The following is a 23,092-nucleotide window of genomic DNA, read 5'->3' on the forward strand; positions in this document are numbered from 1 at the left end:
GGACCGCTCGCGCTCGGTGTGCGGAACCTTCTTGGTGCACGTGCTGCGGCCGGGGCGGGACATGCAGGTCGGCGAGCTGGTTGCGACGCGGGCGACGTAGGGGCCCCGCTGCGCTGAGTGGCGCCGCTCCTGGCGAGGAGTTCGTCGGAGTACGTGTCGCGGCGGATGTCTGGAAAGCGGTCGGTGCGGGCGAGGAGAGGTTTCTCCTACGGCGATCGGTGGGCGTTGTGCCGGAGGGCGGCCGGGGCCAGGACGGCACGGGGCTGGACCAGGCCGGTTGCCGTGGTGTCCAGGTCCTGCTGGATGGCGTGGAGGCGGCGGGCGATCAGCTCCAGACGGTGTGCCGCATCGGTACTGGCGGCCCCCGGCTGGCGGGCGATCCGGTATGAGGTGCTTTCGACAAGTTCGCGCACTGCGGCTAGCGGGCCGTCCTGTTCGTCGGCGAGCTGAGTGAGGATGGCCGCGAGCTGGGCCGACGCAGTGAGTGCCGCGCGGACGGCAGGCCGTGTTGGGAGGTCGGATCGGACGGGAATCAAGTTGAGGTCCTGTTCGATGCGACGCGCCTCATGGGTCAGGCACTGCAGTCTGTCCGCGGGAAGAGCGTGCCAGGTGCCGTCGAGGTGGAGCAGATTGGCGATCAGGTCGAGGCGACGGGGCTGGGCCTGAACGGCGATCCACCGGCAGCCGTGCTCCGTGCCGGGGATCTCGATGCCGGCGGCCCGCGCGAGCCGGTGTGCGACCTCGGTCCACTCCGGTCCGCTCAGGTCGCGGTCGTCCGGGTGCAGGCGGACATCGAGGTGCAGGATCGCCCGCGGTCCGTCGTCGGGGCCGACGGCGAACGGGTGCTCCAGGAGGGCCTCTTCGAGGTGCTCGGCCCACTGGACGGACGTCCAGGTCTCCTGCTCGTCGTCCAGGGTGAAGTAGTCCAGGCCGGGCCAGTGGGCGACGATCGTGTGCTCCGTCAGACCCTCGTTCGGTGAGAGCGGCCGACCCAGCGCTTCTTCGAGCGGGTGGTGCGGCGTGTGGGTTCGCTCGTGCAGGCGGGGGATCACCGGCCGCTCCGGATGTCGGCGATGTGGACGAGCTGGCCGAGGGCAGTGGTGGTGTACCAGCCGCAGTCGATCACCGCGTCCTGGTCGGCGAACCGCGCGAGGAGGGTGTCCTCCATGGCCCGCAGGTAGACCAGGCAGTCCGGGCAGCGGCGTGAGAGGTGCACGAGGTAGCGGGGGTGGGCGGTGACGTAGGACTGGGTGCCGCCGGTCGCATCCCGCAGCCGCCACCCGTCCTCGTCGGTCGGGGTATGCCAGGACAGGGCGACGACCCGCATTGCGTCACCCCAGAGTTCTCCGTCGGCGACCCCTTTCAGGACGACGACGGTGTCACCGGCCTGGAAGTGTGCGTGGGTGACGTCCCGGTCGGGGGTGAGCGGGTCGGGTGTAGGTGCGAATGCTGTGGTGGGCGGGGGTTGGGACATGAGTCCTTCCGCGTGATTGCTGGCGGGGTGGGAGCATCAATAGTCCGGAGGAACGCCGGTTTGGCTAACCGGCGTTCTCCGGCTATGTTGCCCCGCCGTCAGCGGAACGGATTCTCTGTCCCGCGGTCCGATTCACTGGCCGCGTCGAGGAGTTCGAGCAGGTCAGTGCCGTCGGCGTCGCGCTGGTCGATCCACCATCCGGCACGGGTGATGCCTCGGGCCTTCTCCTCCAGCTCCGCCCAGTCCGCCTCGTCCCACGTGCCCTCGACGACGAGCGCGGTGTGCGCGGCGGTCATGAGCTGGTGGCGGGAGCGCCCGCCCCAGTCCAGGACCTTCTCTGAGCCCTCCAACTCCGGCATGTCGAACTGCTTCGCCCACGCGACGGCTGCCTCCTGCTCCTCGGCTCGCTTGGTCGCGAGCCACTCCTCCTTGGATTCGGAGTCGGCGTCGCGCGCCGCCTTCCAGCAGTCAGAGCAGTCCTTCGACGCGAGCCAACGGGCAAACCCCGCCCGTTGGTCGGCAGGACGATTGGTCAGGTCATGATCCACGCTGTGGGAGCAGGCGTGCTCCACGGTCCAGTGCGTACGCACGGCCATAATTCGATCTCCTCAAAGGGGTTGGAAGGTGGAGGTGCGCCCTGATCAGGACGTCATGGGCCGGCCTCGGAGTGAGCGGCGGTGTCGGCCGCGGGGCCGGCGTTCGGCAGGGCGGAACCGTCGGCGCGCGGCGAGAAGGACGGCGAGCGCGAAAGCCGCGCCGACGGCGGGGAGAGCCGCGCTGGTGAGCGGCTCCTCGGCGAGGCGACCAGCAAGGGCGGTACCCGAGGACTGCCCGGCGCCGATCGAGAGGATCAGCCACGCGTACGCCTCGCTGGTCCGGCCAGCCGGGGTGAGGGCGTCGGTGGTCACGTAGGCGCAGGCGACCACCACGGTCAGGAACGCACCGGGCACGACGACCGCGGCGATGGCCGCGAAGGGCGCAGGCAGGGCCGCGAGCAGGAGCCACCCGGCGAGGAACGCGATGCTGGCGATAACCAACTGGTCGGGGGCGGGTCGGGGCCACGTGCGGCGCCCGTAGACGAGGCCGCCCAGGAAGCTGCCGGTGGAGAACGCGGCGGGGATGATGCCCGAAAGCATGTCCTGCCCGTGGCGCTCGGCCATAGCGATCGACCACACGTTCATGGCCCCGATCGCGAACCCGATGCCGGTGAGCGCGACGAACAGGAGCACCAGGCCGAGGCTGTTCAGCCGGCCAGCTGCACCGTGCAGGGTGCCGGTCGACGGCGTCGGTCGCCAGCGCCGCGATGGCGGAGAGAGCACGACCACAGTGGTGCCGGCCAGACCGAGGACGGCGGTGACGGTGAGCGCGACGGTGGGGTTGTACGCGGAGGCGAGGGCGGCGACGAGCAGGGGGCCGACGATGTATAGCAGGCCCTGAGCGCCGGTGTCGAGGGCGAGCGCGGCGTGCCGCAGACGCGTGTCGGGCAGCACGCTCGGCCATAGGGTTCTCAGCCCTGCCTCAAGTGACGGGGTGGTCACGCCGCCGGCGACGACGATGGCCGTGGCGAGGCCCGGTCCGCCGTACGGTCCGGCCAGCGGAAGAGCCACCAGGAGCGCCGAGTTGAGGACGGCGGCCGGAAGGTGCACCGCCGTCTGACCGTAGCGGTCCATGAGGCGTCCCTTGACAGGCTGCATTACCGAGGAGGACAGCCCGTACAGGGCGCTGAGCACGCCGCCGAAGGCGATGCTGCTGCCACTCGTGGTAGCCCACAGCAGGATCGCGACGGGTGCCATGCCGTTGGGGAGGCGGCCGGTGAGGGTGCCGCCGAGGAGGCGGGCGACGTACGGGCTGCCCAGCACCGTGCTGTAGGTGAGGCGCGGTGCCGGGGCCGGGGAGGAAGTCGGGGACAACGGTGCTTTCTCAGGGGTTTAGCGGTGGCGGGCGGTCGTGCTGGCGCGAGGCGGCGGCGTGGGCGGTGTGGTGTCCACGGCCGGGCGGGGGCGGACGCGTAGCACGGGAGTGCGGTGCGGGGGGAGGACGGCGACGGTCGCGCCGAGATCTTCGGCCGCCTCCTCGACTTCGCGGGTGAGGAACTCGATCTGCCGGCCCAGCGCTGAGAGGCGGGCGGCGATCTGACGGCCCTGCACGGTCTCCAGAGCGCTGGCGAACTGGCCGCTCGTATCCAAGAGTTCCTGCAGGCGGACCATCGGGCCGGCGTCGTAGCCGCGCTGGACGGCACCGAGGAGAGCATTCGATGCGTCACCGGCACTGTGGCCTTCGACGACGTCACGGATGAGGTCCTGCAAGGACAACTCCGGTGCCGGTGCAGGGCGGTTGAACCGGGAAATGTCCGCGCGCAGTACGCCGGGCGGGACCGGAGCGGGCAGCGCCTTCCCCGCCCCGTACTCGTGGGCGAAGTGCCCGATCACGTGCCAGGCAGGGCCCCCCGGATCGCCGCGTAGCGCGACCACCGTCGAGTCGTCGTCCTCGACCAGGTAAGCGAGGGTGATCGGCTGCCCGTCGGCGGCGTACCACGACTCGGTCAGCTCCAGCGCGCCGCGCTGCCGTGCGGCCTGGGCCCTCTCGGTCCACAGCTGCTGTTCCTCGTCGGTCAGCGGAGCCGTGTCGCACTGGCCGACGCGCTGGTCGGCGAGGTTGCTGGCGATGGAATTGTGGTCCGCCCAAGCGGTGAGGTACGGCCACAGGGCCGCGTGCTGAGCGCGTTCGGCCTGGGAACCGGGGGCGGCCGGTCGGTCGAGGGCCCGGCGGATCTCGGCGGCAGAGGCAGCTAGACCGTCTAGGACAGCCCGCCACCCGGCCAAGTGCCGGGCAGGCGGAAGCTCGTCGAGTACGAGGCGGGCGGCATCGAGGAGAGCCTCGGCATGCGGGGCGAGGTGGGTGGCGTACGCCTCGACCGCCGCCTTGTCCCGGTGGGCTCGTGCGGCTGCCGCAGCGTCAGCGTGGACGGTACGGCCGTAGCGGTCGCGTGTCATGTCGAGCGCGGCCTCGGTCTCACAGGCGATGACCGCCATCCGCAAACAGAAGTCACGTGCCCCGTCGGCCGGTTCGGGAACTGTCGGCAGGGGGCCGTCGGGAGCTGGACTGCTCGCGGGTGTCATCGGGACCGCCCGCCGGTCGCGGCAGTCACATGGGCGGTCGGAGCGTACGCGGGCTTCGGGGGGATCGGCCGGACCGCTGGCGGGGAGGTGGTGGGCTGTGCGGAGCGCTGCGTCGTGCGGCCGGTGGCGGCCTTGGCGAGACGGCTGCGCCGCTCCTGAAGTCCGTCGGGCCGGAAGGGGTGTATCGGGCTGGCCGGGAAGGACGGGTCGAGGCGGATGTCAGCCTGCACGGTGTAGCCCTGTCCGCGCAGGTCGCGGACGGCCTGGCGGGTCCGGCGGAGCCCGCCCTGGTCGGGGTGGGTGAGCCGGTACAGGCCCGGGGCGTCGGGGACGGGCTCGAACTGCAGGCGGACGAGGTACCAGTCGGCGAGGTGGGCGGAGATGTTCACGGTGGCGGCGGCGACGAAGCCGTAGTCGGGATGGGCGCCGAAGCGGAAGTGGCCAGGCAGGGGCGAAGCCTTTCTGCGAGCTGTCAGCGGTGAGCAGCGGCGGAGCGGGCGCGGGCGGTGGCGCGGGGCGGGAGGTGAGCATGCGTGGGCTGGGCGCGGTCAGAGCAGCCGGGCCGCCTGGTACGGACGCGCGGGCCTGGCGCTCGAAAGCTGCGCTGTGTGCGAGCCATGTTTCGATCTCGGGCAGGAGCACGTGGCGGCTGCGCGCGGCGGAGCGGCGGTGTCACTGACGCGTGTCGGGGCGAGGGGGCAACTACGAGGTGGAAGAGGCACGTTCAGCGTGCGGGAAGGCCGCGGCGCGCAGGCTGATGCCGAAGCGGTGTGCGAAGTCCCGGGCCCTGGCCTCGACGAGTTGGTCGTATGAGTCCTGTGCGGTCATCTGCCCGGGGTGTTTGCGGTACCGGTAGACCGGTACGGGCAGCACGATGCCCGGGGCGAGGCAGGTGACGGCGAGAGCGCAGTAGTCCTCGCCCTGGACGAGACCGCCCATGGGGGCCGCGCGCACCAGGTCGGTGCGGGCGAGGAGGGTGGTCGGGCCGAGCGGGATGGTGTCGGCCGGGTCCTTCCAGTAGCGCCACACGTCCCCGGCCTCGTGCCGGCCCGGCGGCGTCGGGGGCCGCCAGAGGGCCGTCGTCCCGTCGGGGTGGAGGTCCTGGCTGTATCCGGCGCACCAGCCCACCCCGGTTTCCTCCAGGGTGCGAAGACGCAGCGCCATGGCCCAGTCAGTGAACTCATCATCGTCGTCAGCCCAGTTGACGTACTCGGTTCGAACTTCGGTGAGCGCGAGGTTGCGGGCGCAGGCCGCGCCGACCGGGCGCGGCAGGGCGAGGGTGCGGACGCGCGGGTCGGCGGCGAGCGTGTCGGGAAGGCGGGCGGGGTCGGCGCCGTCGAGGGCGACGACGGCCTCCCACGGCACGCCCTGACGGCACAGACTGGCGTGCATGTCCGTAAGGAACGCGAGGCGGTCCGAGCGGAGTTGAGTGGCGATGACCACGGTGATCTTCGGGCGCGAGTACGGGGGCAGGGGGTGCTCCGGGCGGGTCGGCGGTGGTGGTCTATCGGCGGGCAATGTTGTGGGCGCCGGCTCCGGCGCAGGTGTGGGGGTGGTGGAGGACAGACGTGGGGGCGGCGGGGCAATGGTCGGGGCACGTGAATCCGGGTGTCACGAGGCCGGCGCTGCCGGAATACGCAGCGTCGGAGAGTGGCAGCTCGTCGGCCGCGTTGTGAAATGCCCTCGGCCGGCGAATGCAGCCGACGCGTGGCCGGCGGGTTCGGGTACCTGGACGCCGTCCAGCGGCCGGGACAGCAGGAGCTGGTGTCCCCGCGAGCGGGGAGAGACCGCGCGCTTGATGGAGCCGCTTGATCTGAGGGTTCACTGTGTCGGAGGGCTTCGTGCGGAAGGCTGGTTCTTGGCGCTGCTTCGGAAGCGCCGCCTGGCTGCCGGCCGCCGAGAAGAGGGAGGGGGAGCCGTCGATCTCGTCGAGCCATTTCAGGAGCTTGAGCAGGTTCTTGTCGGGCCCGTAGGCGAGGTAAGTGCCATCGGTGCTGTCCCAGCCGAACCACTCGGCGACGCGTAGACGAGACCGGGAGTTGACGCGGCCCAAGTGGGCGCCCTTGCCGCGAGCCTTCGCCTCGCGGGCCAGTCGCTCGGACACCGGGCCGAGTTTCCACTCGGTCGATCCGGCGAGGAAGTGGACGTCGAGGCTCTCCCAGGGCAGCAGTCCCGGTTCATCGCAGCCGTCCTGTGCCGCGTAGGCCGCGGGGACGCCTAGTTCTCGAATGCGGGCCGACCAGGGCAGGGACTCGGTGAGGGCGCCAGCGGCGTCGAACGGCTGGTCCGGGCGAGGGCCCACAGACAGCGATCCGGCCCGTACCTCTCGATGGTCCGGGACAGCCAGGCGAACCACGCCTCGGCGCCGGGCCAATAGCGGCCCTTGCCGTCGCTCCCGAACTTGGAGTTGTCGCACTCATACAGTGCCCCGTCGTGGATGCGGCTGCCTTGTGCCGGGGTGGTCATGCGGCCGATGCGCCCAGTGCTCATCGCGGCCCGTATCGCAGGTCCCGAGGGAGTGGCGAGGTAGCGCAGTGTCCACCTCCCCGGCGGTCACGCACACCGTCACCTTGGCACCCCGCAGCCGCGTGGCGCGCATGGATCAGTCCGTCGGTGCTTCGACGACCTTGCCGCTGGGAGCCTTGGCGCCGACCGGCTTGCCGAAGTCGCTGTATGCCAAGGTCGGGACGGCCTTCGAGGTGCTGGCCTGCTTGAGCAGGCGCGGCTCCCCGGTGGTGGCGACGTAGTACGTAACGCGCGCGCCGTTCCCGCCGTCGAGGATGACGGGGATGGCGGGCTGTCCGTTCATCTCGGTCGCCGCTCCCTTGGTCAGCTTCACGGAAGCGGTGTCGGGCGTGCGGAACTGCTCGGTGTGGCAGTAGCTCGCCAAGCCCTTGAGCAGGCCGTGGCTGGACGGTCCGTGCAGCCACGTTCCGGCCGGCAGGGAAGCGCCGGGGCCGGCCATGCGCTCGACGGACTTTGCGAGTTGGGCGTCGAGCTTGGCCCAGACATCGTTGCCCTTGACGATGATCTCGTACGACCCGAGGCCGGTCTTGGACACGGTGCCGGCGCACTCGGTTGCCGAGAGCGCGAGGCGGGCCTTGGTGTCCGGCTGGGTGCGGGTCTCGACGAACGATCCTGCCTCCGCGTTGGCCTGGTGCGCGGCGTTGTAGATCGCAGCGGCCGAGCGCTTCTCCACACCGTTCGGCTTCGACCCTGCTTCTGTGGGCGAACTGGACTTGGAGGTAGGGGACTTGGAGGCGGTGTCGCTGTCAGCGCTGTTGCAGGCGGCCAGACCGAGGGCTGCCACACCGGCGATTGCGACGGCCGCCGTGCGGGTGGCAAGGGAGCCTCGGGAAACGGGGGTTCGGACGGTGGAACGGAACAAGGAGGTCTCCTTGGAGGACGGGTGCTGGGGAGGGGAGCGGTGGTGAGATGGCGTGCCCGCGGTGGTGCAGGCGGGAGCGTCGCGGGTGTCGCGGGTGAGGCGTGGTGCAGGTTCACGCCGATGCCCGGTGGGCTGCGTCAGCGCGTATGCCGCGGCGGAGCTGACGGGAGGACGGGCGGCGGAAGGGACGGTGTACGGGCCGAGGCGGAGGGCAGCCGCGGCGTGGGAGTGAGGGCCCGCATCCGGTCCTCGGCCACGTGCAGGACCTCTCCGAGGTTGCGGATCTCGGCGGCGGCGTCGGCAAGGTAGTAGGACAGGTCGAAGCCGTCGTCCTCCTCGGCTTCCTTGGCCTTCTCGCCGGCTGCTTCGAAGAACTCTCCGAGCTGGGCCAGCAGGCCGTCGCAGGGTTCCAGGATCTGATGCAGCAGGGCAGCGGCATCCGCATGCGACTCGGTTCCGTTGAGTCGGTCTGTCAGATCGCGCAGCGCGTCACCGTAGACGTGGACGGGGCCACGGTCTGATGTGTCGGAGGCGTCCCGGGCCGGTGTCGGGGGCGTGGGTTGGGCTGAATGCACGTGGGGACTTTCGTAGGGCAGGACGGGGGGCGGTAGCAGTCCGAGCTGGGTGAGACGGTGGTTGATCGCCTCGATCAGGGGCTGGGCGCTTCCGCCGTGGAGGGCTTCCCGCCGCTGGCGAGCGCCGGGGTCGTTGGAGGGGGTCGAGTCGTAGATCACCTCGAACAGCTCATGCTGGTCGGAGTGTTGACGGGTAGCGATCCATCCCTCCGGGTCTCCTGGTAGACGATGGGAAGGAGGCTCCTGCGGCGGGGAGATGATCAGATAGCTGTCGTCGGGGAGCGATACGTGCACCACGTACGCGCTCAGACCGAACTCGATGTCGCACTCCAGCCCGCGTTGCCGCAGAGGCGTGGTGATGTGCGAGTGGCGGCGCCACAGTTCCTGCCACCACACGGTGTTCACGTTGCCGTGGTCGGGGAGGGACGCGATCGGGCTAGCGCCGACACGCACCTGGCGGGCGTCCCCGTCGAAGAGGACCGGGGTGTCCTCGCCGTCAACGGCCACGGCGGCTCCCGCGCGCAGAGGGGCGCAGAGGAAGCGGCGGGATCTGACGTCCCGAAAGGGGCTCTTGCAGCGGGCGGACAGGAGAGGTGAAGACGAATTCGTACTCCTCGTATGCGTCGATCAGACTGCGTTCCATTTGGGCTTCGCGATTTGCGACCTGGGCCATCAGGTCGTCGTGATCGGCTTGGCACTGCTTGTAGTCGGCCCATTCGGCATTGGTGAGATGCGGGGGACGGGGCATCGGCGTTCCTTTGCGGAGGCGGCGGCATGTGGGGGCCAGTCGGGTTATGGGGCCCGGCCGACAGGGGGTGGCTGGGGTGTCATCGCAGCGAGTGGCGACCGGGCGAAGGTGGCTGCGGCACCGAGGGCGTGGGCGGCGCGGCGCTCCGGCTGCTGAGAGAGGTCTGTGCGGCGCTGTCCCGCATGCACCCCGCGGCCTCGCTTAGAGCACTCCGGGCAGCATCGAGGTGGCCGAGCAGAATGGACAGTTCGCCAGGTGGTGCGGGGACCCGCGTGCCCCTGACGGGCTGCACAACCTGCTGGTGGAGGCTGCCGAGCCGGTCTGTGAGGTTCCCGAGCTGGGTGAGTGCACTGCCCAACGGAGGTGCGCCCTTGGCCAGAAGGGCGGTGCCATGCCGCTCCGTGGGCCCGTGGGCTGCCCGATCGTAGATCTCGTGCTGGTAGCTGGTCGCGAGTTCCTCGCCGATCTCCGTCATGAGGCCGGAGACGCCACTGATCACGGAGACCAAGGCCGGCGTGATGTCCGCGCGCTTGCGCAGGGACCCGGCGCGCGGCAGGTCCTCTCGGATCCCGTCGATGCACTTGGCCAGACGGCGGAACTATTCGGGGTGGGTGATGTCAGCCATGGATGACCCTGATCGGTGTGGTCGTGGGTTCGGTCGTGGTGGGGTGCGTGCCGCGCGCCGGCTCGCGAATGACGGGCGTGTCCTGCGTCTGTGTGTGGCCTTGGTCTGCATGGCGCCACAGGCACCTTCAGCCGTCACCGTGCAAGGGGCCGGTTCTGGTTGACGTCGCGTTCCCCGGGGCCCGCGAGGTCCGTGGTGTGCTCGGCGACGAGATGCAACAGCGCCACGGCACCGACGAGGAGGAGGGGCGCGGCAGCGGACAGGCATAGGGCTGCCGGGCCTTGCGGGACCCCGAGGTCGCTGGACATGAGGACCGTGACGGCGCGTACACCGGTCACGAGGGCCAACAATCCCCAGAAGCCCCCTTGGAATGGGATTGAGTCCAGCCCGATGATGGCCGCGAATGTCAGGGCGATCAGCCCGTCGACAGCCGCGAGGAACAGCAGGGAGACAAGCGGGGGCGGTACGTGATCATCGAGCTTGGGCAGAAAATCGAAGGCGGCCAGGAATCCGAGCGCGATTAGCCCGGCTGTCTTGGCGTACGCCCAGCAGGGGATTTGATACACGGGACTGGGCGACGTCGCGTCGTGGGGTACTGCTGTAGTAGGCAGGTGGTGTCTCCGAAAAGGGGTTTCGCCTGTGCGGCGTTAAGCCGGGTGGCCGAGAGCTTGACGTGCTGACCAGGGCTGGGGGCTCTGGCCGGCCAGCGTGGGCACGCGGGGCTTTCAGTGCATTCGGGCATCCGTGTCAAAGAGCGCCAATTCGTGTGAATGTAGTAGGTGTTGGACGATGAATGATCGTCCTGCGACCTTCCACAAGCCTCTGCCGCGGTTGAGGTGGGAGATCGCGTCGGCCTCGACCGAGGTCAGGCCCAACAGGGCTGCTGCCGCGTGGAGTTGGTCGGTCTCTTGGCGGTAGATGATGCGGGTGGAGCAGTCGGCGAGCAGACCTTCGGCGAGCGCCCGGCCGCGGGATCCGGCGTCGCCTGCGGTCAGCAGATCGCTGAGCCGGTGGATGACCATCAGGTTGGCGATACCCAGGCCACGGGACAGCTTCCACTGGGACTGCATCCTCGCCAGCAGGCCGGGGTGGCGCATCAGGCGCCATGCCTCGTCGTACACGATCCAGCGCCGGCCGCCGTTCGGGTCGGACAGTGCCGATTCCATCCACGCGGAGGCGCACGTCATCGCCAGCACCAACGCCGTGTCGTCGCCGGAACCGCCCAGCCGTGACAGGTCGATCGTCAGCATCGGCGAGTTGGGTTCGAAGGCCACGGTGCTCGGGGCGTCGAACATTCCGGCCAGATCGCCGTGCACGAGGCGACGCATGGCATGGGCCAGGTCGCGGGAGGCGTCGCCGAGGCGGCCGGACATGACGCCTCCAGCCACGTCGAGTTCCTCGGGGTTGTTGAGGGTGGCGGCGATGTCGCCGAGCAGCGGGGTACGTCCGCTCGCGGCGGCGCGGGTGACGACGGCGTCCAGGGCGACGTCGAGGCCGGTGTGTTCCATCGGCAGCAGGTCCCGCCCGAGCACGGTGCGGGCCAGGGAGCCGAGCAGCAGCAGGCGGCGCTTGCGGATCTCGTTTGCCCAGTCGGCCTCGGAAACGCTGTTGGGCTTGGGGGCGGCGTCCAGCGGGTTGAGCTTGCCGGGCAGCCCCGGCCCGAGAGCGATGGAGGTGCCGCCCAACGCCTGGGCGACGGGCGTCCATTCGCCCTTGGGGTCACACGGTACGTAGACGCGGTATCCGAAGGCGATCGACCGCAGCGCGAAGCTCTTGGCGAGCGCCGACTTGCCCTGACCGATCACCCCGGCCAACAGAACGTTGGGGTTGGTGAAGCCCTCAACCTTTCCGTACAGGGCGAACGGGTCGAAGCAGAAGCTCGCTTCGGCGTGCACATCGCGGCCGACGTAGATGCCCTCGGCCCCCAGCCCGCCCTCGGCCAGGAACGGGTACGCCCCGGAAGCAGTGGCTGTGGTCATGCGGTGGGCGGGCAACTTGATCTTGTTGTTGCGGGAGGACGCGGGGCCGGGCTGACCTGCGGGCGGGTAGAGCGGCGCCGGCATCTGCTGATCCTCCACGTCGGCGCCGCTGGTGTGGGCTGCTGCTTCGGTGCGGGCCTTCGCAGCTGCCTCGGCGAGCTGCCGACGAGCGGTCTTGCGGGAGGCGCGATCGGTGCCGTGCGGGGTGAACAGAGGGCTGGCGCTGGCGCGGCGGGCGCGGCGCGCGGGCCGGTGGCTCATGACGGGGTGGCCTTCACGTGACGGAGTTCAGGGCGCGCTGCGGGGGTCAGACGCGGGGCGAGGCGCTGAACAGAAGCGGCTTGCGGTAGCCCTTGCCGTCGCCCGACCAGTCCAGCTCGATGTAGCCATCGGCGAGGGAACGGCCGGTGCCCGCCTTGGACTTGAGGGTTCCTGTCTTGTACGAGCCGTTTCCATTGCCGCTGCTGTGTTCCAGGGCGTGTTCCAGGCCGGTGTAGTTGGCGTACTTCACGACCGGGTCCGCGCCGCTGACCGACTTCTTGGTCTGCAGGTGGAACCTGGCCTTGTTGAGTGTGTAGCTGGTGTGCTGCTTGGCGGCGTAGGGGCCGTCCCAATAGACCGTGGCGGTGGTGTAGACGTAGCCGCCGCTCCGCTTGGCGCAGAGCTTGACGTCGAAGTCCCAGTTGTCGGAGTCGGGGCCGTTGTACGACGGGTCGTCGACGGTGTAGCTGCTGGTCTTGCAGTGGTAGCTCGCGGCCGAGGCTGGAGCGGCGGTTGCCAGGGCTGCGGTGCCGGTGAGGGTGGCGAGCAAGACCGCGGTGGAGGTGGAGCGCTTGAGCTTGTGCATGAAGGGCCTTTCGGCGGTGGGGGTCACTGGCTGCAGGTAGTGGTGTGGCGGGGCGCCGGGGTGTTGAGGTCGGCCGGAGTGGTCTTGCGCCGTACGGTGTGGCCGGCGGCGAGGTGGCGCTGGCAGATGGTCAGGACGGGCGGTCCCTCGGGGAGGCGCTCGGGGTGGCATCCCGTACCCGGGGCGGTCGCGTCTGCCACGGGCAGGAGGTGGAAGGCGTCGTGGAGGGCGGCGGTGGCCTGCCAGAGCCGTGTGTGCGCGGTGGCGAGCTGTCGGCCGGCGGCGGGATGCGGGGGCCGGGTGGTCTCGGCGAGCTGGTCGAGCAGCTGGTGCAGCGTGGTGAGGTGGGCGTGCAGCACGTCGAGTTGTAGGCGGTCCGCGGCCGGGGCCGGGTGCTGAGCACGGGGGGTGAGGGTGCGGGAGTGGTGGCGGATGCCGGCGCTGGCGGCCCGTAGGTACGGGTACGCGTCGCCGACGGGGATGGCAGAGGTCAAAGGGGAAGGGTTCCTTCCTGCCGCGGTGGCAGGGCGTCGGCGGGTGGCCGGTGCGGGGGTTAAAGGGCCGTGCGGGCGAGGGGGAGGGCGCCGAGCGTGAACGCGTCGGGCTGCTGGAAGTTCAGGCGTCGCAGGTCGACCTGGGCGGTGACGGCGGCGGTCTCGATCTGCGCGCAGGCGGCGTCGAGGAGGGTGTCGGTCTCGGCGGACACGGTGAGAAGTCCGGTCAGGGCGACGTCGGCGTGACCGGCGATCAGCTGGCGCTCGCGGGTCTTGACGTCCGCGTACTCGACGCTGTCGGCTTCGGAGTCGACCTGCCCACGTCGCGAGCGCTCGTTCGCGTCGGCGATGATCGCGGCCTTCTTGCGCTGCACGTCGCGCATCGCTGACTCGAGCCCCTGCGGCACGTATATGAGGGACAGGGTGCGGCGGACCCCGGCGGTGAACATCAGCCCGTGCAGGAAGCCCGCCGAGGTCTCGGTGCGGGGCCAGTCCTCGACCCAGTAGGTGGCGTGCCGGGCGGAGTCGGTGGCGAGACGGTCGTACTCCTCGACCTGAACCACCGGCCCGGCGGCGGCCGGGTCGGCCTCGGCCCGCCCGGACTCCGACCACTGCTGCAGGGCGGACAGGGCCCCCGGGTCGTAGGCGGTGCGGATGACGGCCGCGATCTCGCGGGCCGTAAGCCAGCCGGTCACCATCAGTCCGGCGCTGCGCGCGGCCTGCGCGATCGAGCTGGTGGTCTGCTCCATCACCGTGAAGGCACCGGGCAGACCGCCGCCCGCCTGGCTGATGAGGCGCTTGGCCGCCTTCAGGTCGAGGGAGATAGCCAGGTACGCCTCGTGCGGGGCGGCGGCCGGTCCGGCCGAGGCGACCAAGTCGCTGTAGACCTGTCCGGCCACCGGGGTCTCGGGGTGGCCCTGCTGGCTCCAGTGCCGGGCGAGGGTGTCGCCGCTGTCGGGGACGGTGCGCTCCAGGACCTGCACGGTGGCGACGTGTCCGGTGCGGGCGATGCCAGCCAGCGCGCGGCCCCACCCGCTCACGTTATGGTTCTGGGCCGCAGGGTCCAGCAGAGCAAAGGCCCGGCTGGAGACGCGGGCGATGGCGGTCAGAGTTTGCTGGTGCGGGTCGTGGACCGCGGCGGCGCCGTTGGCGGAGTCGCCGGGGGTGACTACACGCAGTGAGGCGGCGGTGCCGGGCAGGTGCAGGACGCCGTCCTGGCGGGGACGGGTGACGGGGCGGGCGAGCCACAGGATCTGCCCGGTGCGGCGGCGGTGCGCGTAGCGGGTGACGATCGGCGCCCAGTCGATCAGGGAGCGGCCGTGCCGGCGGATTGCTACGAGCGCACCTGATGCCACCCACAGAGGGGCCAGAGCGATGACACCGAGCAGCCCGGTGGATACCACCGTCATCAGCAGCAGCGCCAATGTGCAGGAAACAAGGATGAGTTGGGGAAGGGAGAGGCCGAGGAGAATGCCGCGGCGGGACCGGTGCGGGAACTTCACCGTAATCGGGGCGACGGAGAGATCAGTCAAGGAGCGGGTCCTGGTGGCGCGGGTGGAATCCGAGGGCGGGAGATGGTGAGCACGTCCCGCCCTCGGGTGTCGGTCAGGGGATCAGAGGCCGGTCGGTGGCGGCGGCGGTGATGGCGGTCCGCTGGATGTGGCGTTCTGTGAGACGGAGGAGGGGGGTGCGCCCTGCGGCGGCGGGGTTGTGTTCGGCGGACCGGACTGCCATCCACCGCCCTGGCCGGACGCGGCGCTCGCGCCGGATCCGCCTGGCCCTGGGCTGCCGCCCACCTGGCCGCTGGCGTCGTCGGACACACTCGTTGGCGCGGGCTGGACGGCCTTCTCCAGACCGGACTTGACGCCGTCGCCACCGGGCGATACGCCCGTTCCACCGCCCTGCGAACCTTCCTTGCCCTCTCCGCCTCCACCGGTCGGGTTGGCGGCGATGTCGCCGGGGAATCCGCCGCCTGCGGCCTCGGGCCCTTGGGCTGCGCCCGCTCCGGCTGCCCCGCCGCCCGTTCCGGCGGTCGCGACTGCGGCGGCGGCCTTGCGAGTGGCCTTCTCGGCATGCTGCTTGGCGAGTTGGGTGCCGGCTCCACCGGCCCGGTGAATCGATTCTCCATCGGTGCCCTCGGCGGCCCAGTGGACGAACTTGAAGGTGGCGTACGGGCAGAGCAGCACCAACACCATGATCACGATGCCTGCCATGACGTCGGCGAGTGCTCCGAGGCCGTCCTTGGCCTCGGTTCTCCCCATGGCGGCGATGCCGAGGACGAAGATGATGGTCATCAGCAGTTTGCTGACGACGAGGGTGGCGGTGGCTTCGATCCAGCCGCGCCGCCAGCGTCGGGCGGCCTCCCAGCCTCCGCCAGCGCCGGCGAAGACCGCCAAGGTCACCATGACGAGGATGCCGACCTTGCGGACCATCATCACGCACCAGTAGAGGAACGCGCCGATGGCGGCGCCGAGCCCGGCGAACACGGCGACCAGCCAACCTAGGCCCGCCAATGCGGGGATCTGGGACACCTTCACGATGCGGCGTACGGCGGATTCGATGGACAGGTTCGATGCTTTGAACAGGCCGGCGGACAGAGCGTCGACCACTTCGATGGCGACGGTGGTCAGAGCGATGGCGGCGAACGCGAAGATCACGCCGCTGGCCGTGCCGGTGAAAGCCTGGGTGAGGGCTTGCCCGTCGCGTTTGAGGGCGGCCCGGATGAGCTGTGCGCAGAACGTCCCGACCAGGATGACCAGGCCGATCGGCAGCAGCATCTCGTAGTTGTCGCGGAACCATCCGGCGTTCAGATCGACTTTGGTGGTGGCGTCGATGGCTTTGGCGGCCAGGTCGGCTGCGGCGGCGGCGAGTTCACCGGCACTCTTGGCCATCCAGTCGCCGATTGCCTTGCCGGGATTGCTGGCGAAGTCGACGGCCTCGCCCACGGCGCAGAGTTGGTCCGCTACGGGGAAGTCGCAGAAACCCAAGGGGAGTTGACCTCCTTATCTGGTGGTGAGGAGGGTCACTGCGTGACGCTGGGCGCGATGGCGGCGAGGGCGCAGTCGTGGTTTGGCCGGCACTGCACGGCGAGGGTCACGGCGCGCTCCTCGGCTCCGCCGCCGCCCTTCTTCCACTCGATCTGCTGCTTGCCGTTGACGGTGACGACGTAGATGTACGCCTCGGTGATCGCGGAGGGGTCCTCGGCGAGGGCCTGTTTGAAGGCGCCGGGGTAGTGGCCTTCGGTGACCGTGGCGGTGGCGTGCTGGTTCTGGTCGGCCATGCGCGACCACAGCAGCGGGTCGGGGACCTGGCCGGAGACGGAGGCCCAGTCGTTGTACTTGGTCTCCTTGGTCATCCACGCACGCATGCCTGCGAGTTGCTGGTCGCGGCTGGTGTCGCGGGTGTCGTACGACCAGAGCATCGCTGCTGCCGCCTTGGCGAAGGTGACCGGTTCGGCGATCTGCGGGGGTTTGGGAACCGACCCCGACCCGGCTGCGGGCTTCGGTGCGGCCTCTGTGGGTGAGGAACTGCTCGCCTGCGAGGGCAGGTTGTCGTTCTGGTGGTGTTCAGCGCGGCCGGTAAACCATGCGGCGGTCGCGGCGATGGCGAGCAGCGCGGTGATGGCCAGGGCGACGATCGCGACGCGCTTGTTGGCCGACCAGGTCACGCCGTATGCGGACAGGGAGGGGAGTCGTTTGGGCATTAGTGGACCTGCGACCCCAGGCCGGAGAAGAACGCCACGATTCCGTTCGCGGCACCGAGGCCGAGCGCGGCGCCGGCTGCGACGACGGCGCCCTTCTTGCCGTTGGCCTCGGCCTGGTGACCACCGGTGTGGTGGCCCCAGGCCCACACGCCGAGCGAGACGGCGAGGGCGCCAACGACGGCGATGATCCCGAACATGTTGATGCTGTTGACGACGTTCTTCAGCACGGACAGGCCGGGGAGGCCGCCCCCCTGGGGCTTGATGCCTGGGTCGTAGGCGAGGAGGACGGCGGCGCGGTCTGCGAGAGGTATGGGCATAGGTGTGGCGGGGCTCCTTGCGTGCGCGGGCCGTGCAGGGGCCGGCGGAAGGGAGAAAGAGGGGGGTGCGCTCGCGGCGCGAGATGGGGGACCCGGCGGGCGCGGCCCGGGAGATGTCCGGGCGGCGTGCGGCGTCAGAGGACGCGGCGGACGGCCAAAACGTCCCAGTCCTTGATCGGGGTGATCCGGACTGGCTTTGATGTGCGCGGTGCCTCGATGACGAGGCCCTCGCCCATGTACATGCCTACGTGTTCGGGCCTGGCAGCAGTGCCGCGGCTGAAGATCAGGTCACCGGGCTTGAGGTTCTTCGCCGAGACGGCCTTGCCCTCGTTGACCTGCGTATACGTGGTGCGGGTGAGCTTGATGTCGGCGTGCGCGTACGCCTGCTGCATCAGCGAGCTGCAGTCGCAGCGGCCCATCGGGTCGGGGCCGTGGGCGTCGGTGCAGGAGCCGCCCCACTGGTAGAGCGTGCCGAGCTGCTGCATCGCCCAGGTGATGGCCTTGCGGGCCTTCGAATCTGCGTCCTTGGGGATCGCGTAGCCCTTCGGGACGCTCCCCTCGGGGATGCGTCCGAAGCCGGAACCGTCCTGGCTCTGCGCGCATCCAGTCGTACTGGTCGACGGCCTCTTGCCCTGGTCTGCGTCCTTGCCGTCCGCATCGCCGCTGCTGCCGGGGAAGGTCTTGGCGATGGCGGCCTGCAGCGCGGTGGCCAGCTTCTCCCACCGCGCGTACGCGTCCGGCAGGCCGGACTTCTGTACGGCTTGGGCGGCCTGGGTGACGGTCATCTGCTGCCAGCCCTCCACCTTGAGCAGGTGTTTGTAGAACTGCTCGGAGGCGTAGACCGGATCGCGGATCTGCTCGGCGGTGCCCCAGCCCTGGGAGGGACGTTGCTGGAACAGGCCGAGGGAGTCGCGGTCGCCGTAGCCCAGGTTGCGCAGCCGACTCTCCTGCATCGCCGTCGCGAGCGCGACGATTTGCCCCTTCTTGGGGACGTCGAGCGACAGGCCGGCGGCCACGATCGTCTGGGCGTTGGGGACCTGCTCGGCGGGCAGGTCTAGGCCCTCGATGTGCACGTCCTTACCGGACGCGCCGTCGAGGATCTTGGTGACTTGCTCGGCGACTTTGTCGCTGTCGAGGTCGGTCAGGCAGCTGCTGAAAGAGCCGATGCTCTGCACGGCGTCGGCCGAGGAGGCCAGCATCATGCCGGTACCAGCGAGCAGGATCGGGGAGAGGAAGACGACGCCGATGCCGGCGGCGAGCCCCTTCAATCCGAGGGGGCCGCTCGCCGGTCAGCGGGTTCGGGCATGGGTGGGTAGCGAGACGTCATGAGCGTGTCCTTGGGGGATGTCCGGCGTGCCACGTGCGCGAGGCGGGTTGGAAGGGCGCGGCGGCCGGGGTGGGCGATCTGGACAGGCCGGTGGGGCGAGTTGCCGCTCGCTCCGCGTGGCCGGGCTGTGAGCTAGGTGTGCCGGGGCAAGGGGGTGCCTCCGTGAGGTGTGGCGGGGGAGTACCAGCGGCGGTGTGTGCCGGGCGGTTCAAAAACAGTAGGCGCGGATCGGCGGTTGACCAAAAAGTCGGCGTGAGGTGCCGGAAACCGGCAGCTCTGCACAGCACTTCTTGGTCGTCGACGGTTTCGCCTCTACAGTTTTTGGACTCCCCTCGCCTCCTCGGTCTGCGGCCCTGGGCTTCTGCATGCCCACTTCCGGCCCGCGAGGACTCCTGCGCGAGGCGGCATTCTCCCTCCGCGTTTCCGCACCCGAATCGGGGTTTCTCTTTGCCTTTTTCCCTTCACCAGGGCGACGCTCTGGCTGTTCTCTCCGGCCTTCCGGACGGCTGCGTCGACTCTGTCATCACCGACCCGCCGTACAACTCCGGCGGTCGGACCGCGAAGGAGCGCACCACCCGCTCCGCGAAGCAGAAGTACACCTCCGCCGACTCCAAGAACGACCTCGCCGACTTCACCGGCGAGAACATGGACCAGAGGTCCTACGCGTTCTGGCTGACGCAGATCATGACCGAAGCGCACCGGCTGACCAAGACCGGCGGAACCGCGTTGCTGTTCACCGACTGGCGTCAGCTCCCTACGACGACGGACGCGATCCAGGCGGCCGGATGGCTGTGGCGCGGCGTGCTGGCCTGGCACAAGCCGCAGGCCAGGCCCCAGCGCGGGAGATTCACACAAAACTGTGAGTTCATCGTCTGGGCCAGCAAGGGGCCGATCGACGGCTCCCGGAACCCGGTCTATCTGCCCGGCATGTACTCGGCATCACAGCCCTCGGGCGCCAAGCGCCAGCACATCACGCAGAAGCCGGTCGAGGTGATGCGCGAGCTGGTCAAGATCAGCCCCGAGGGCGGCACGATCCTCGACTTCTGCTCCGGATCCGGCTCCACGGGAGTGGCCGCGCTGCTGGAAGGCCGGGACTTCATCGGCGTGGAGAAGACTGAGCATTACGCGTCGATCGCGGCCGACCGGCTCACCGAGACGATCCGCGCAACCCTCACGCAGGACGACGTGGTTCTCACCGCCTGAGCCGTGTCCTTGCCCGTCGCCAAGGCTACCGGCTCCCACGCGCAGCCGTCGGCGGAATACCGCCGGAGCAACTTCCATCCGCCGACGGCGTCGGGCGAGGGCGCACCCGCCTTCCCTCATTCCGTGTCTCGTAGGAGGCCGAACTTCTCAATGCCCGAATCCGCAAAACCTTCCGACGATGGAGAGTTGGAGCCGATTCGCGTTCCGGATCCGCACCTGGAGGGAATCGAGGCGAGCGTACGACGGCTCATGGAGCAGTCGGCGCAGCAGGCTCAGCAGCTCGACCACCTCGCGTCCGCCCCGTCGCCGGGCGGATCACCGTTCGCCGCTTTCGGCATGCCGGGCCTCGGCGGCCCGCCGGCCGCCGCTCCACCAGAGCCCCGCCCGATCCTGGAACTGGACGGAGAGGAACGCGAGGACGAACTCGATGCCCTTTCCGACTGGGTCGACGACTTCTTCCTCCCGGTCTACGGGGCGGAGGTCACCACCGCGGCGCCCTGGTGCCTGCAATGGCAGGAGCACGACGATGTCGTGGCCTGGCTCCATGCTTTGTGGCTTGCCTACCAGCAGCACAAGGATCTTGAATCCGGGCTCTCGGGCCTGTTCGTGTGGCACCGGGACTTCCTCACCCACGCCGTCGCGGCGATCCGCGCACCGGGCGGCCCGCTGTCGGCCTGCATGACCTCTCCCGACCGGCCCGCACATCGCCTCCTGCCTGGTCCGCCGCCGTCCGTTCGCACGGAGACGGCGGCCACGGCGAACACGGCGGAAGCCGCTGACCAGGACGAGCCGGCGTCATGACCGCGGGTCACGGACAGCCCGCCTTCGGACTGAGCTTCGACCCTCGGGCGCTGACCGATCTCCTCCAGGCCCCTAGCGACATACGCGATCTCACCCTTGCCTACCTGCAGGAAGTCGTGAACGCGCAGCGCTTCGGGCTACGCCTCGACGGTGACCTGGAGGGCTTCAGGAAACTGTTCGTGGACTCGCGCAAGGACTGGCGCGTCGTCTACGGCGTCCGCCCAGCGCCCGCGGAGTCCGTCCACCACAAGGAGATCCACGTTGTCGCGGTCCGGCCGCGCGCGGGCAACGACGTCTACGACGAGGTCGGCCGCCGCCTTGGGATGGCCCGCCGGCCTTTGAGCGCCCGCACGCACGCGGCACGCTCCCGTCCCCCGCAGCTGGCCACCCGCGCGCCCGTTCCCCGGCCCGGTCCGCCACCTGCCGCGACGCCGGGTCTGCCCCGCCCTGCACAGAAACCCGCGGGCCATCCCACCCGCTGAACGCACGGAGTGTCGCCTATGCCCCCTGAACCCGCGCCGGCACCCACCCGGCGTGCGGTCTCCCCGCTTGACCATCGCCTCGAAGCTGCCACCGGGCACGACATCAACACCCTGTGGACCTACCGCGATCGAGGCGTCCTCGACGACCAGCACGCCCAACTGGTCGACCGACACCGGGAGCTGGCCAAGACCCAGACCGGCGTCACCTTCTACCTGCGCCTCCTCAACCGCCTTTCCAGCGGCGAGTTCGACTTCGACGGCACCCTGTTCACCCGCATCGACCGCGGCGTGGACCAGTTGGAAGAGGTTGCCGGCGCGCGGGAGGCCGCCGCCCGGGAGATGCTTGCCGCCCTGAAGCCCGTTGAAGCCGCAGCGGCGTCCTCCGCGCCCGTCGCACAGCGGCTCTCGACGGACGATCACGCGGCGCTGCTCGCCATCGCTGGCGGCGCCAAGCTCTACGAACACTTGCTGACAGGCCGGATGTCCGTCACAGCCGCCACCGGGCACTCGCTTCCCCCACGCCAAGCTGCAGCGGCTGGAGGACGCCGGCCTGGTCGTCCGGGACACGGACCACTCCATACACGCCGGGCAACCGATCGCGCTCACCGATGCCGGACGAGCCGCGGTGTTCGCCATCCGCAGGACCCCCACGACGCAGGCGCCGAAGCTCCCGACTCGACTCGGTGCATGGCCGTCAACTCCGGCGCAGCGGCGCTGAACTCCACCGAAAGGTCCCTTGTTGTCTCCCACCGAACCGGCGCCGGTCCGGAAGTCCATCCCCCAGGTCGACTTCGATCTGGACGACCTCGACGCTGATGAGGAGAAGTACCTCGACTTCTACCGCAAGGTCGGTGTCCGAGAGGACATGCTTGTCCCTCTCGCCGAACACCACACCCCCAGCGGCGCGCACAGCTACTACGTCTTGTTCGACCGCACCGCCACGTGGGGTCACCCCGGTGTGCCGCAGGTGCTCGCCGTACATCTGCAACGAGACTGCGAGAAGCGGACGTTCGACTTCGATCAGGCCGCCATGCCGCTGGCCGCGATGGCCCAGTCCTGGCTCGTCAACCGCGGCTGCCCGCACGACGCCATCGACCTCGACCCCGAGCTGGGCCCACCGCCGGCGGACGAAGCAACACGTGCACTGGAGCAACGCCTTGCGGGGGACAGTGACCGCTACGCCCTGGGCTACTCCTACACACGCGACGATCCCGACGACATGGTCACCGTCGTGGCACTGCGCGCCCTGGACGAACGAGCCCCCTCACCGTTCCGCGTCCTCGTCGACGAGGTCGACAACGACGCCTGGACGCATACGTTGCGGGAGGGCGGCTTCGCCACGAACAAGGCCGCTTTGCAGTGGTGCGACGACCGGCTCACCGGCGAGGCGAAACCTCTGCCGCCGGTCCGCTGGGCAGGCGCCGCCCGCAGTTCAGCTGGTGTGGCCAAAACGCCTGCCACGCGCCCACCTGGCCGCTCGCGCTGAGCTCTGACGCCACCGAGGGCGGCGCAACATAGCCGACGATCGCCGGTTAGCCAAACCGGCGATTCTCCGGACTCTTATACAGCCGCCGGGGCCCCTGCGGCCCCCTTTCACGCATTCCCTATGCCTTCACGGAGGTTTCTTCCGCATGCGCTCCACCAGAATTGCGATTTCTACGGCGATGCTCGGCGCACTCGCGCTGCCGGTTCTGGCCGCCAGCCCTGCCGCCGCGGTGCCCATCGTCAAGGAGGCCCCCACGTACGGCTGCTACTCCCAGCCTCCGCTGCCGTACAAGGTCCACGCCAAGGCCGTCACCATCAGGTCCAAGGCCAGCTCGAAGTCCACTGCCCGCGGCGTTCTGTACAAGGGCCACAAGTTCAGCGTGTCCAAGAAGAGCGGCAACTGGGTCTACATCACGGACAAGACGACCGGCGTCAAGGGCTGGGTCTCCGGTACGTACGTCTACCGCGACGTCCGAATGTGCCTGGACTGAACGGAATCCAGCACGCCCCAGTAAGAGGCTGAAC

Annotated in this window: 26 protein-coding genes; 6 read left to right on the forward strand and 20 right to left on the reverse strand. The window is 69.8% G+C overall.

Features of this window, described 5'->3' with window-relative positions:
- Positions 1-206: 206 nt before the first annotated feature.
- The 20 genes from QIT00_RS08460 to QIT00_RS08555 all read right to left on the reverse strand — a co-directional run bounded on the left by QIT00_RS08460 (position 207) and on the right by QIT00_RS08555 (position 18,537).
- Entirely contained in the window at positions 207-1,052 is an 846-nt protein-coding gene (locus tag QIT00_RS08460; RefSeq protein WP_282534506.1) for a relaxase/mobilization nuclease, read from the reverse strand.
- Complete coding sequence (locus QIT00_RS08465; protein ID WP_282534507.1) at positions 1,049-1,474, reverse strand: hypothetical protein; 426 nt, start codon at positions 1,472-1,474, stop codon at positions 1,049-1,051. The genes QIT00_RS08460 and QIT00_RS08465 overlap by 4 nt, the downstream gene beginning before the upstream one ends.
- Before the next feature lie 98 nt (positions 1,475-1,572).
- Positions 1,573-2,070 (reverse strand): hypothetical protein, encoded by a 498-nt coding sequence (locus QIT00_RS08470; protein ID WP_282534508.1) that lies wholly within the window; start codon positions 2,068-2,070, stop codon positions 1,573-1,575.
- A 45-nt stretch (positions 2,071-2,115) separates the two neighbouring features.
- Positions 2,116-3,384 carry an MFS transporter gene (locus tag QIT00_RS08475; protein ID WP_282534509.1) on the reverse strand — a complete coding sequence of 423 codons (1,269 nt, stop codon included), beginning with the start codon at positions 3,382-3,384 and terminating at the stop codon, positions 2,116-2,118.
- Between the two features lie 18 nt (positions 3,385-3,402).
- Entirely contained in the window at positions 3,403-4,593 is a 1,191-nt protein-coding gene (locus tag QIT00_RS08480) for a hypothetical protein (protein ID WP_282534510.1), read from the reverse strand.
- The gene (locus QIT00_RS08485) at positions 4,590-4,982 is read right to left on the reverse strand and encodes a hypothetical protein (RefSeq protein ID WP_282534511.1); all 393 of its coding nucleotides are present in this window, start codon (positions 4,980-4,982) and stop codon (positions 4,590-4,592) included. Before QIT00_RS08485 ends, QIT00_RS08480 begins: the two co-directional genes overlap by 4 nt.
- Before the next feature lie 313 nt (positions 4,983-5,295).
- A complete protein-coding gene (locus tag QIT00_RS08490; protein WP_282534512.1) occupies positions 5,296-6,036 on the reverse strand; it encodes a glycosyltransferase in 741 nt (246 codons plus the stop codon).
- A gap of 774 nt (positions 6,037-6,810) precedes the next feature.
- Positions 6,811-7,083, reverse strand: coding sequence for a hypothetical protein (locus QIT00_RS08495; RefSeq protein WP_282534513.1), 273 nt, complete (start codon positions 7,081-7,083; stop codon positions 6,811-6,813).
- 112 nt (positions 7,084-7,195) lie between these two features.
- Complete coding sequence (locus tag QIT00_RS08500; RefSeq protein ID WP_282534514.1) at positions 7,196-7,903, reverse strand: hypothetical protein; 708 nt, start codon at positions 7,901-7,903, stop codon at positions 7,196-7,198.
- A 215-nt stretch (positions 7,904-8,118) separates the two neighbouring features.
- A complete protein-coding gene (locus QIT00_RS08505; RefSeq protein ID WP_408909738.1) occupies positions 8,119-9,063 on the reverse strand; it encodes a hypothetical protein in 945 nt (314 codons plus the stop codon).
- Entirely contained in the window at positions 9,053-9,304 is a 252-nt protein-coding gene (locus QIT00_RS08510; RefSeq protein ID WP_282534515.1) for a hypothetical protein, read from the reverse strand. The genes QIT00_RS08505 and QIT00_RS08510 overlap by 11 nt, the downstream gene beginning before the upstream one ends.
- Positions 9,305-10,063: 759 nt before the next feature.
- Complete coding sequence (locus tag QIT00_RS08515; RefSeq protein WP_282534516.1) at positions 10,064-10,495, reverse strand: hypothetical protein; 432 nt, start codon at positions 10,493-10,495, stop codon at positions 10,064-10,066.
- A 159-nt stretch (positions 10,496-10,654) separates the two neighbouring features.
- The gene (locus QIT00_RS08520) at positions 10,655-12,169 is read right to left on the reverse strand and encodes an ATP-binding protein (RefSeq protein WP_282534517.1); all 1,515 of its coding nucleotides are present in this window, start codon (positions 12,167-12,169) and stop codon (positions 10,655-10,657) included.
- 46 nt (positions 12,170-12,215) lie between these two features.
- On the reverse strand, positions 12,216-12,755 hold the full coding sequence (locus tag QIT00_RS08525; RefSeq protein WP_282534518.1) for a hypothetical protein: 540 nt from the start codon (positions 12,753-12,755) through the stop codon (positions 12,216-12,218).
- 23 nt (positions 12,756-12,778) lie between these two features.
- Positions 12,779-13,249, reverse strand: a complete 471-nt coding sequence (locus tag QIT00_RS08530) for a DUF6238 family protein (protein ID WP_282534519.1) — start codon at positions 13,247-13,249, stop codon at positions 12,779-12,781.
- Between the two features lie 59 nt (positions 13,250-13,308).
- Positions 13,309-14,781 (reverse strand): SCO6880 family protein, encoded by a 1,473-nt coding sequence (locus QIT00_RS08535; protein ID WP_282534520.1) that lies wholly within the window; start codon positions 14,779-14,781, stop codon positions 13,309-13,311.
- Positions 14,782-14,862: 81 nt separating this feature from the next.
- Entirely contained in the window at positions 14,863-16,236 is a 1,374-nt protein-coding gene (locus QIT00_RS08540) for an SCO6881 family protein (protein WP_282534521.1), read from the reverse strand.
- Positions 16,237-16,271: 35 nt separating this feature from the next.
- Entirely contained in the window at positions 16,272-16,952 is a 681-nt protein-coding gene (locus QIT00_RS08545) for a hypothetical protein (RefSeq protein WP_282534522.1), read from the reverse strand.
- On the reverse strand, positions 16,952-17,269 hold the full coding sequence (locus tag QIT00_RS08550) for a DUF6112 family protein (protein ID WP_282534523.1): 318 nt from the start codon (positions 17,267-17,269) through the stop codon (positions 16,952-16,954). Before QIT00_RS08550 ends, QIT00_RS08545 begins: the two co-directional genes overlap by 1 nt.
- 134 nt (positions 17,270-17,403) lie before the next feature.
- A complete protein-coding gene (locus QIT00_RS08555) occupies positions 17,404-18,537 on the reverse strand; it encodes a C40 family peptidase (RefSeq protein ID WP_282534524.1) in 1,134 nt (377 codons plus the stop codon).
- Between the two features lie 506 nt (positions 18,538-19,043).
- Between QIT00_RS08555 and QIT00_RS08560 the strand changes: the two genes are divergently transcribed.
- The 6 genes from QIT00_RS08560 (at position 19,044) to QIT00_RS08585 (ending at position 23,058) form a co-directional block, all read left to right on the forward strand.
- Entirely contained in the window at positions 19,044-19,799 is a 756-nt protein-coding gene (locus QIT00_RS08560) for a DNA-methyltransferase (protein WP_282534525.1), read from the forward strand.
- A gap of 249 nt (positions 19,800-20,048) precedes the next feature.
- Positions 20,049-20,600: a DUF4913 domain-containing protein gene (locus tag QIT00_RS08565; RefSeq protein ID WP_282534557.1), complete on the forward strand. Its 552-nt coding sequence runs from the start codon at positions 20,049-20,051 to the stop codon at positions 20,598-20,600.
- Entirely contained in the window at positions 20,597-21,082 is a 486-nt protein-coding gene (locus tag QIT00_RS08570) for a hypothetical protein (RefSeq protein ID WP_282534526.1), read from the forward strand. Before QIT00_RS08565 ends, QIT00_RS08570 begins: the two co-directional genes overlap by 4 nt.
- Before the next feature lie 18 nt (positions 21,083-21,100).
- Positions 21,101-21,898 carry a hypothetical protein gene (locus QIT00_RS08575; RefSeq protein ID WP_349017166.1) on the forward strand — a complete coding sequence of 266 codons (798 nt, stop codon included), beginning with the start codon at positions 21,101-21,103 and terminating at the stop codon, positions 21,896-21,898.
- Entirely contained in the window at positions 21,819-22,568 is a 750-nt protein-coding gene (locus QIT00_RS08580; protein WP_282534527.1) for a hypothetical protein, read from the forward strand. The genes QIT00_RS08575 and QIT00_RS08580 overlap by 80 nt, the downstream gene beginning before the upstream one ends.
- A 178-nt stretch (positions 22,569-22,746) precedes the next feature.
- Entirely contained in the window at positions 22,747-23,058 is a 312-nt protein-coding gene (locus QIT00_RS08585; RefSeq protein ID WP_408909741.1) for an SH3 domain-containing protein, read from the forward strand.
- Positions 23,059-23,092: the final 34 nt, after the last annotated feature.

Origin of the sequence: Streptomyces luteolus (assembly GCF_029968015.1) — a bacterium.
GTDB classification, from domain to species: Bacteria; Actinomycetota; Actinomycetes; order Streptomycetales; family Streptomycetaceae; genus Streptomyces; species Streptomyces luteolus.

Coding starts and splice junctions, on each gene's coding strand:
- QIT00_RS08575 (WP_349017166.1), top strand. CDS start 21,101: ATGCCCCCTGAACCCGCGCCGGCACCCACCCGGCGTGCGGTCTCCCCG.
- QIT00_RS08465 (WP_282534507.1), bottom strand. CDS start 1,474: ATGTCCCAACCCCCGCCCACCACAGCATTCGCACCTACACCCGACCCG.
- QIT00_RS08495 (WP_282534513.1), bottom strand. CDS start 7,083: ATGAGCACTGGGCGCATCGGCCGCATGACCACCCCGGCACAAGGCAGC.
- QIT00_RS08585 (WP_408909741.1), top strand. CDS start 22,747: ATGCTCGGCGCACTCGCGCTGCCGGTTCTGGCCGCCAGCCCTGCCGCC.
- QIT00_RS08510 (WP_282534515.1), bottom strand. CDS start 9,304: ATGCCCCGTCCCCCGCATCTCACCAATGCCGAATGGGCCGACTACAAG.
- QIT00_RS08545 (WP_282534522.1), bottom strand. CDS start 16,952: ATGCCCAAACGACTCCCCTCCCTGTCCGCATACGGCGTGACCTGGTCG.
- QIT00_RS08470 (WP_282534508.1), bottom strand. CDS start 2,070: ATGGCCGTGCGTACGCACTGGACCGTGGAGCACGCCTGCTCCCACAGC.
- QIT00_RS08565 (WP_282534557.1), top strand. CDS start 20,049: ATGGAGCAGTCGGCGCAGCAGGCTCAGCAGCTCGACCACCTCGCGTCC.
- QIT00_RS08550 (WP_282534523.1), bottom strand. CDS start 17,269: ATGCCCATACCTCTCGCAGACCGCGCCGCCGTCCTCCTCGCCTACGAC.
- QIT00_RS08480 (WP_282534510.1), bottom strand. CDS start 4,593: ATGACACCCGCGAGCAGTCCAGCTCCCGACGGCCCCCTGCCGACAGTT.
- QIT00_RS08525 (WP_282534518.1), bottom strand. CDS start 12,755: ATGCACAAGCTCAAGCGCTCCACCTCCACCGCGGTCTTGCTCGCCACC.
- QIT00_RS08520 (WP_282534517.1), bottom strand. CDS start 12,169: ATGAGCCACCGGCCCGCGCGCCGCGCCCGCCGCGCCAGCGCCAGCCCT.
- QIT00_RS08570 (WP_282534526.1), top strand. CDS start 20,597: ATGACCGCGGGTCACGGACAGCCCGCCTTCGGACTGAGCTTCGACCCT.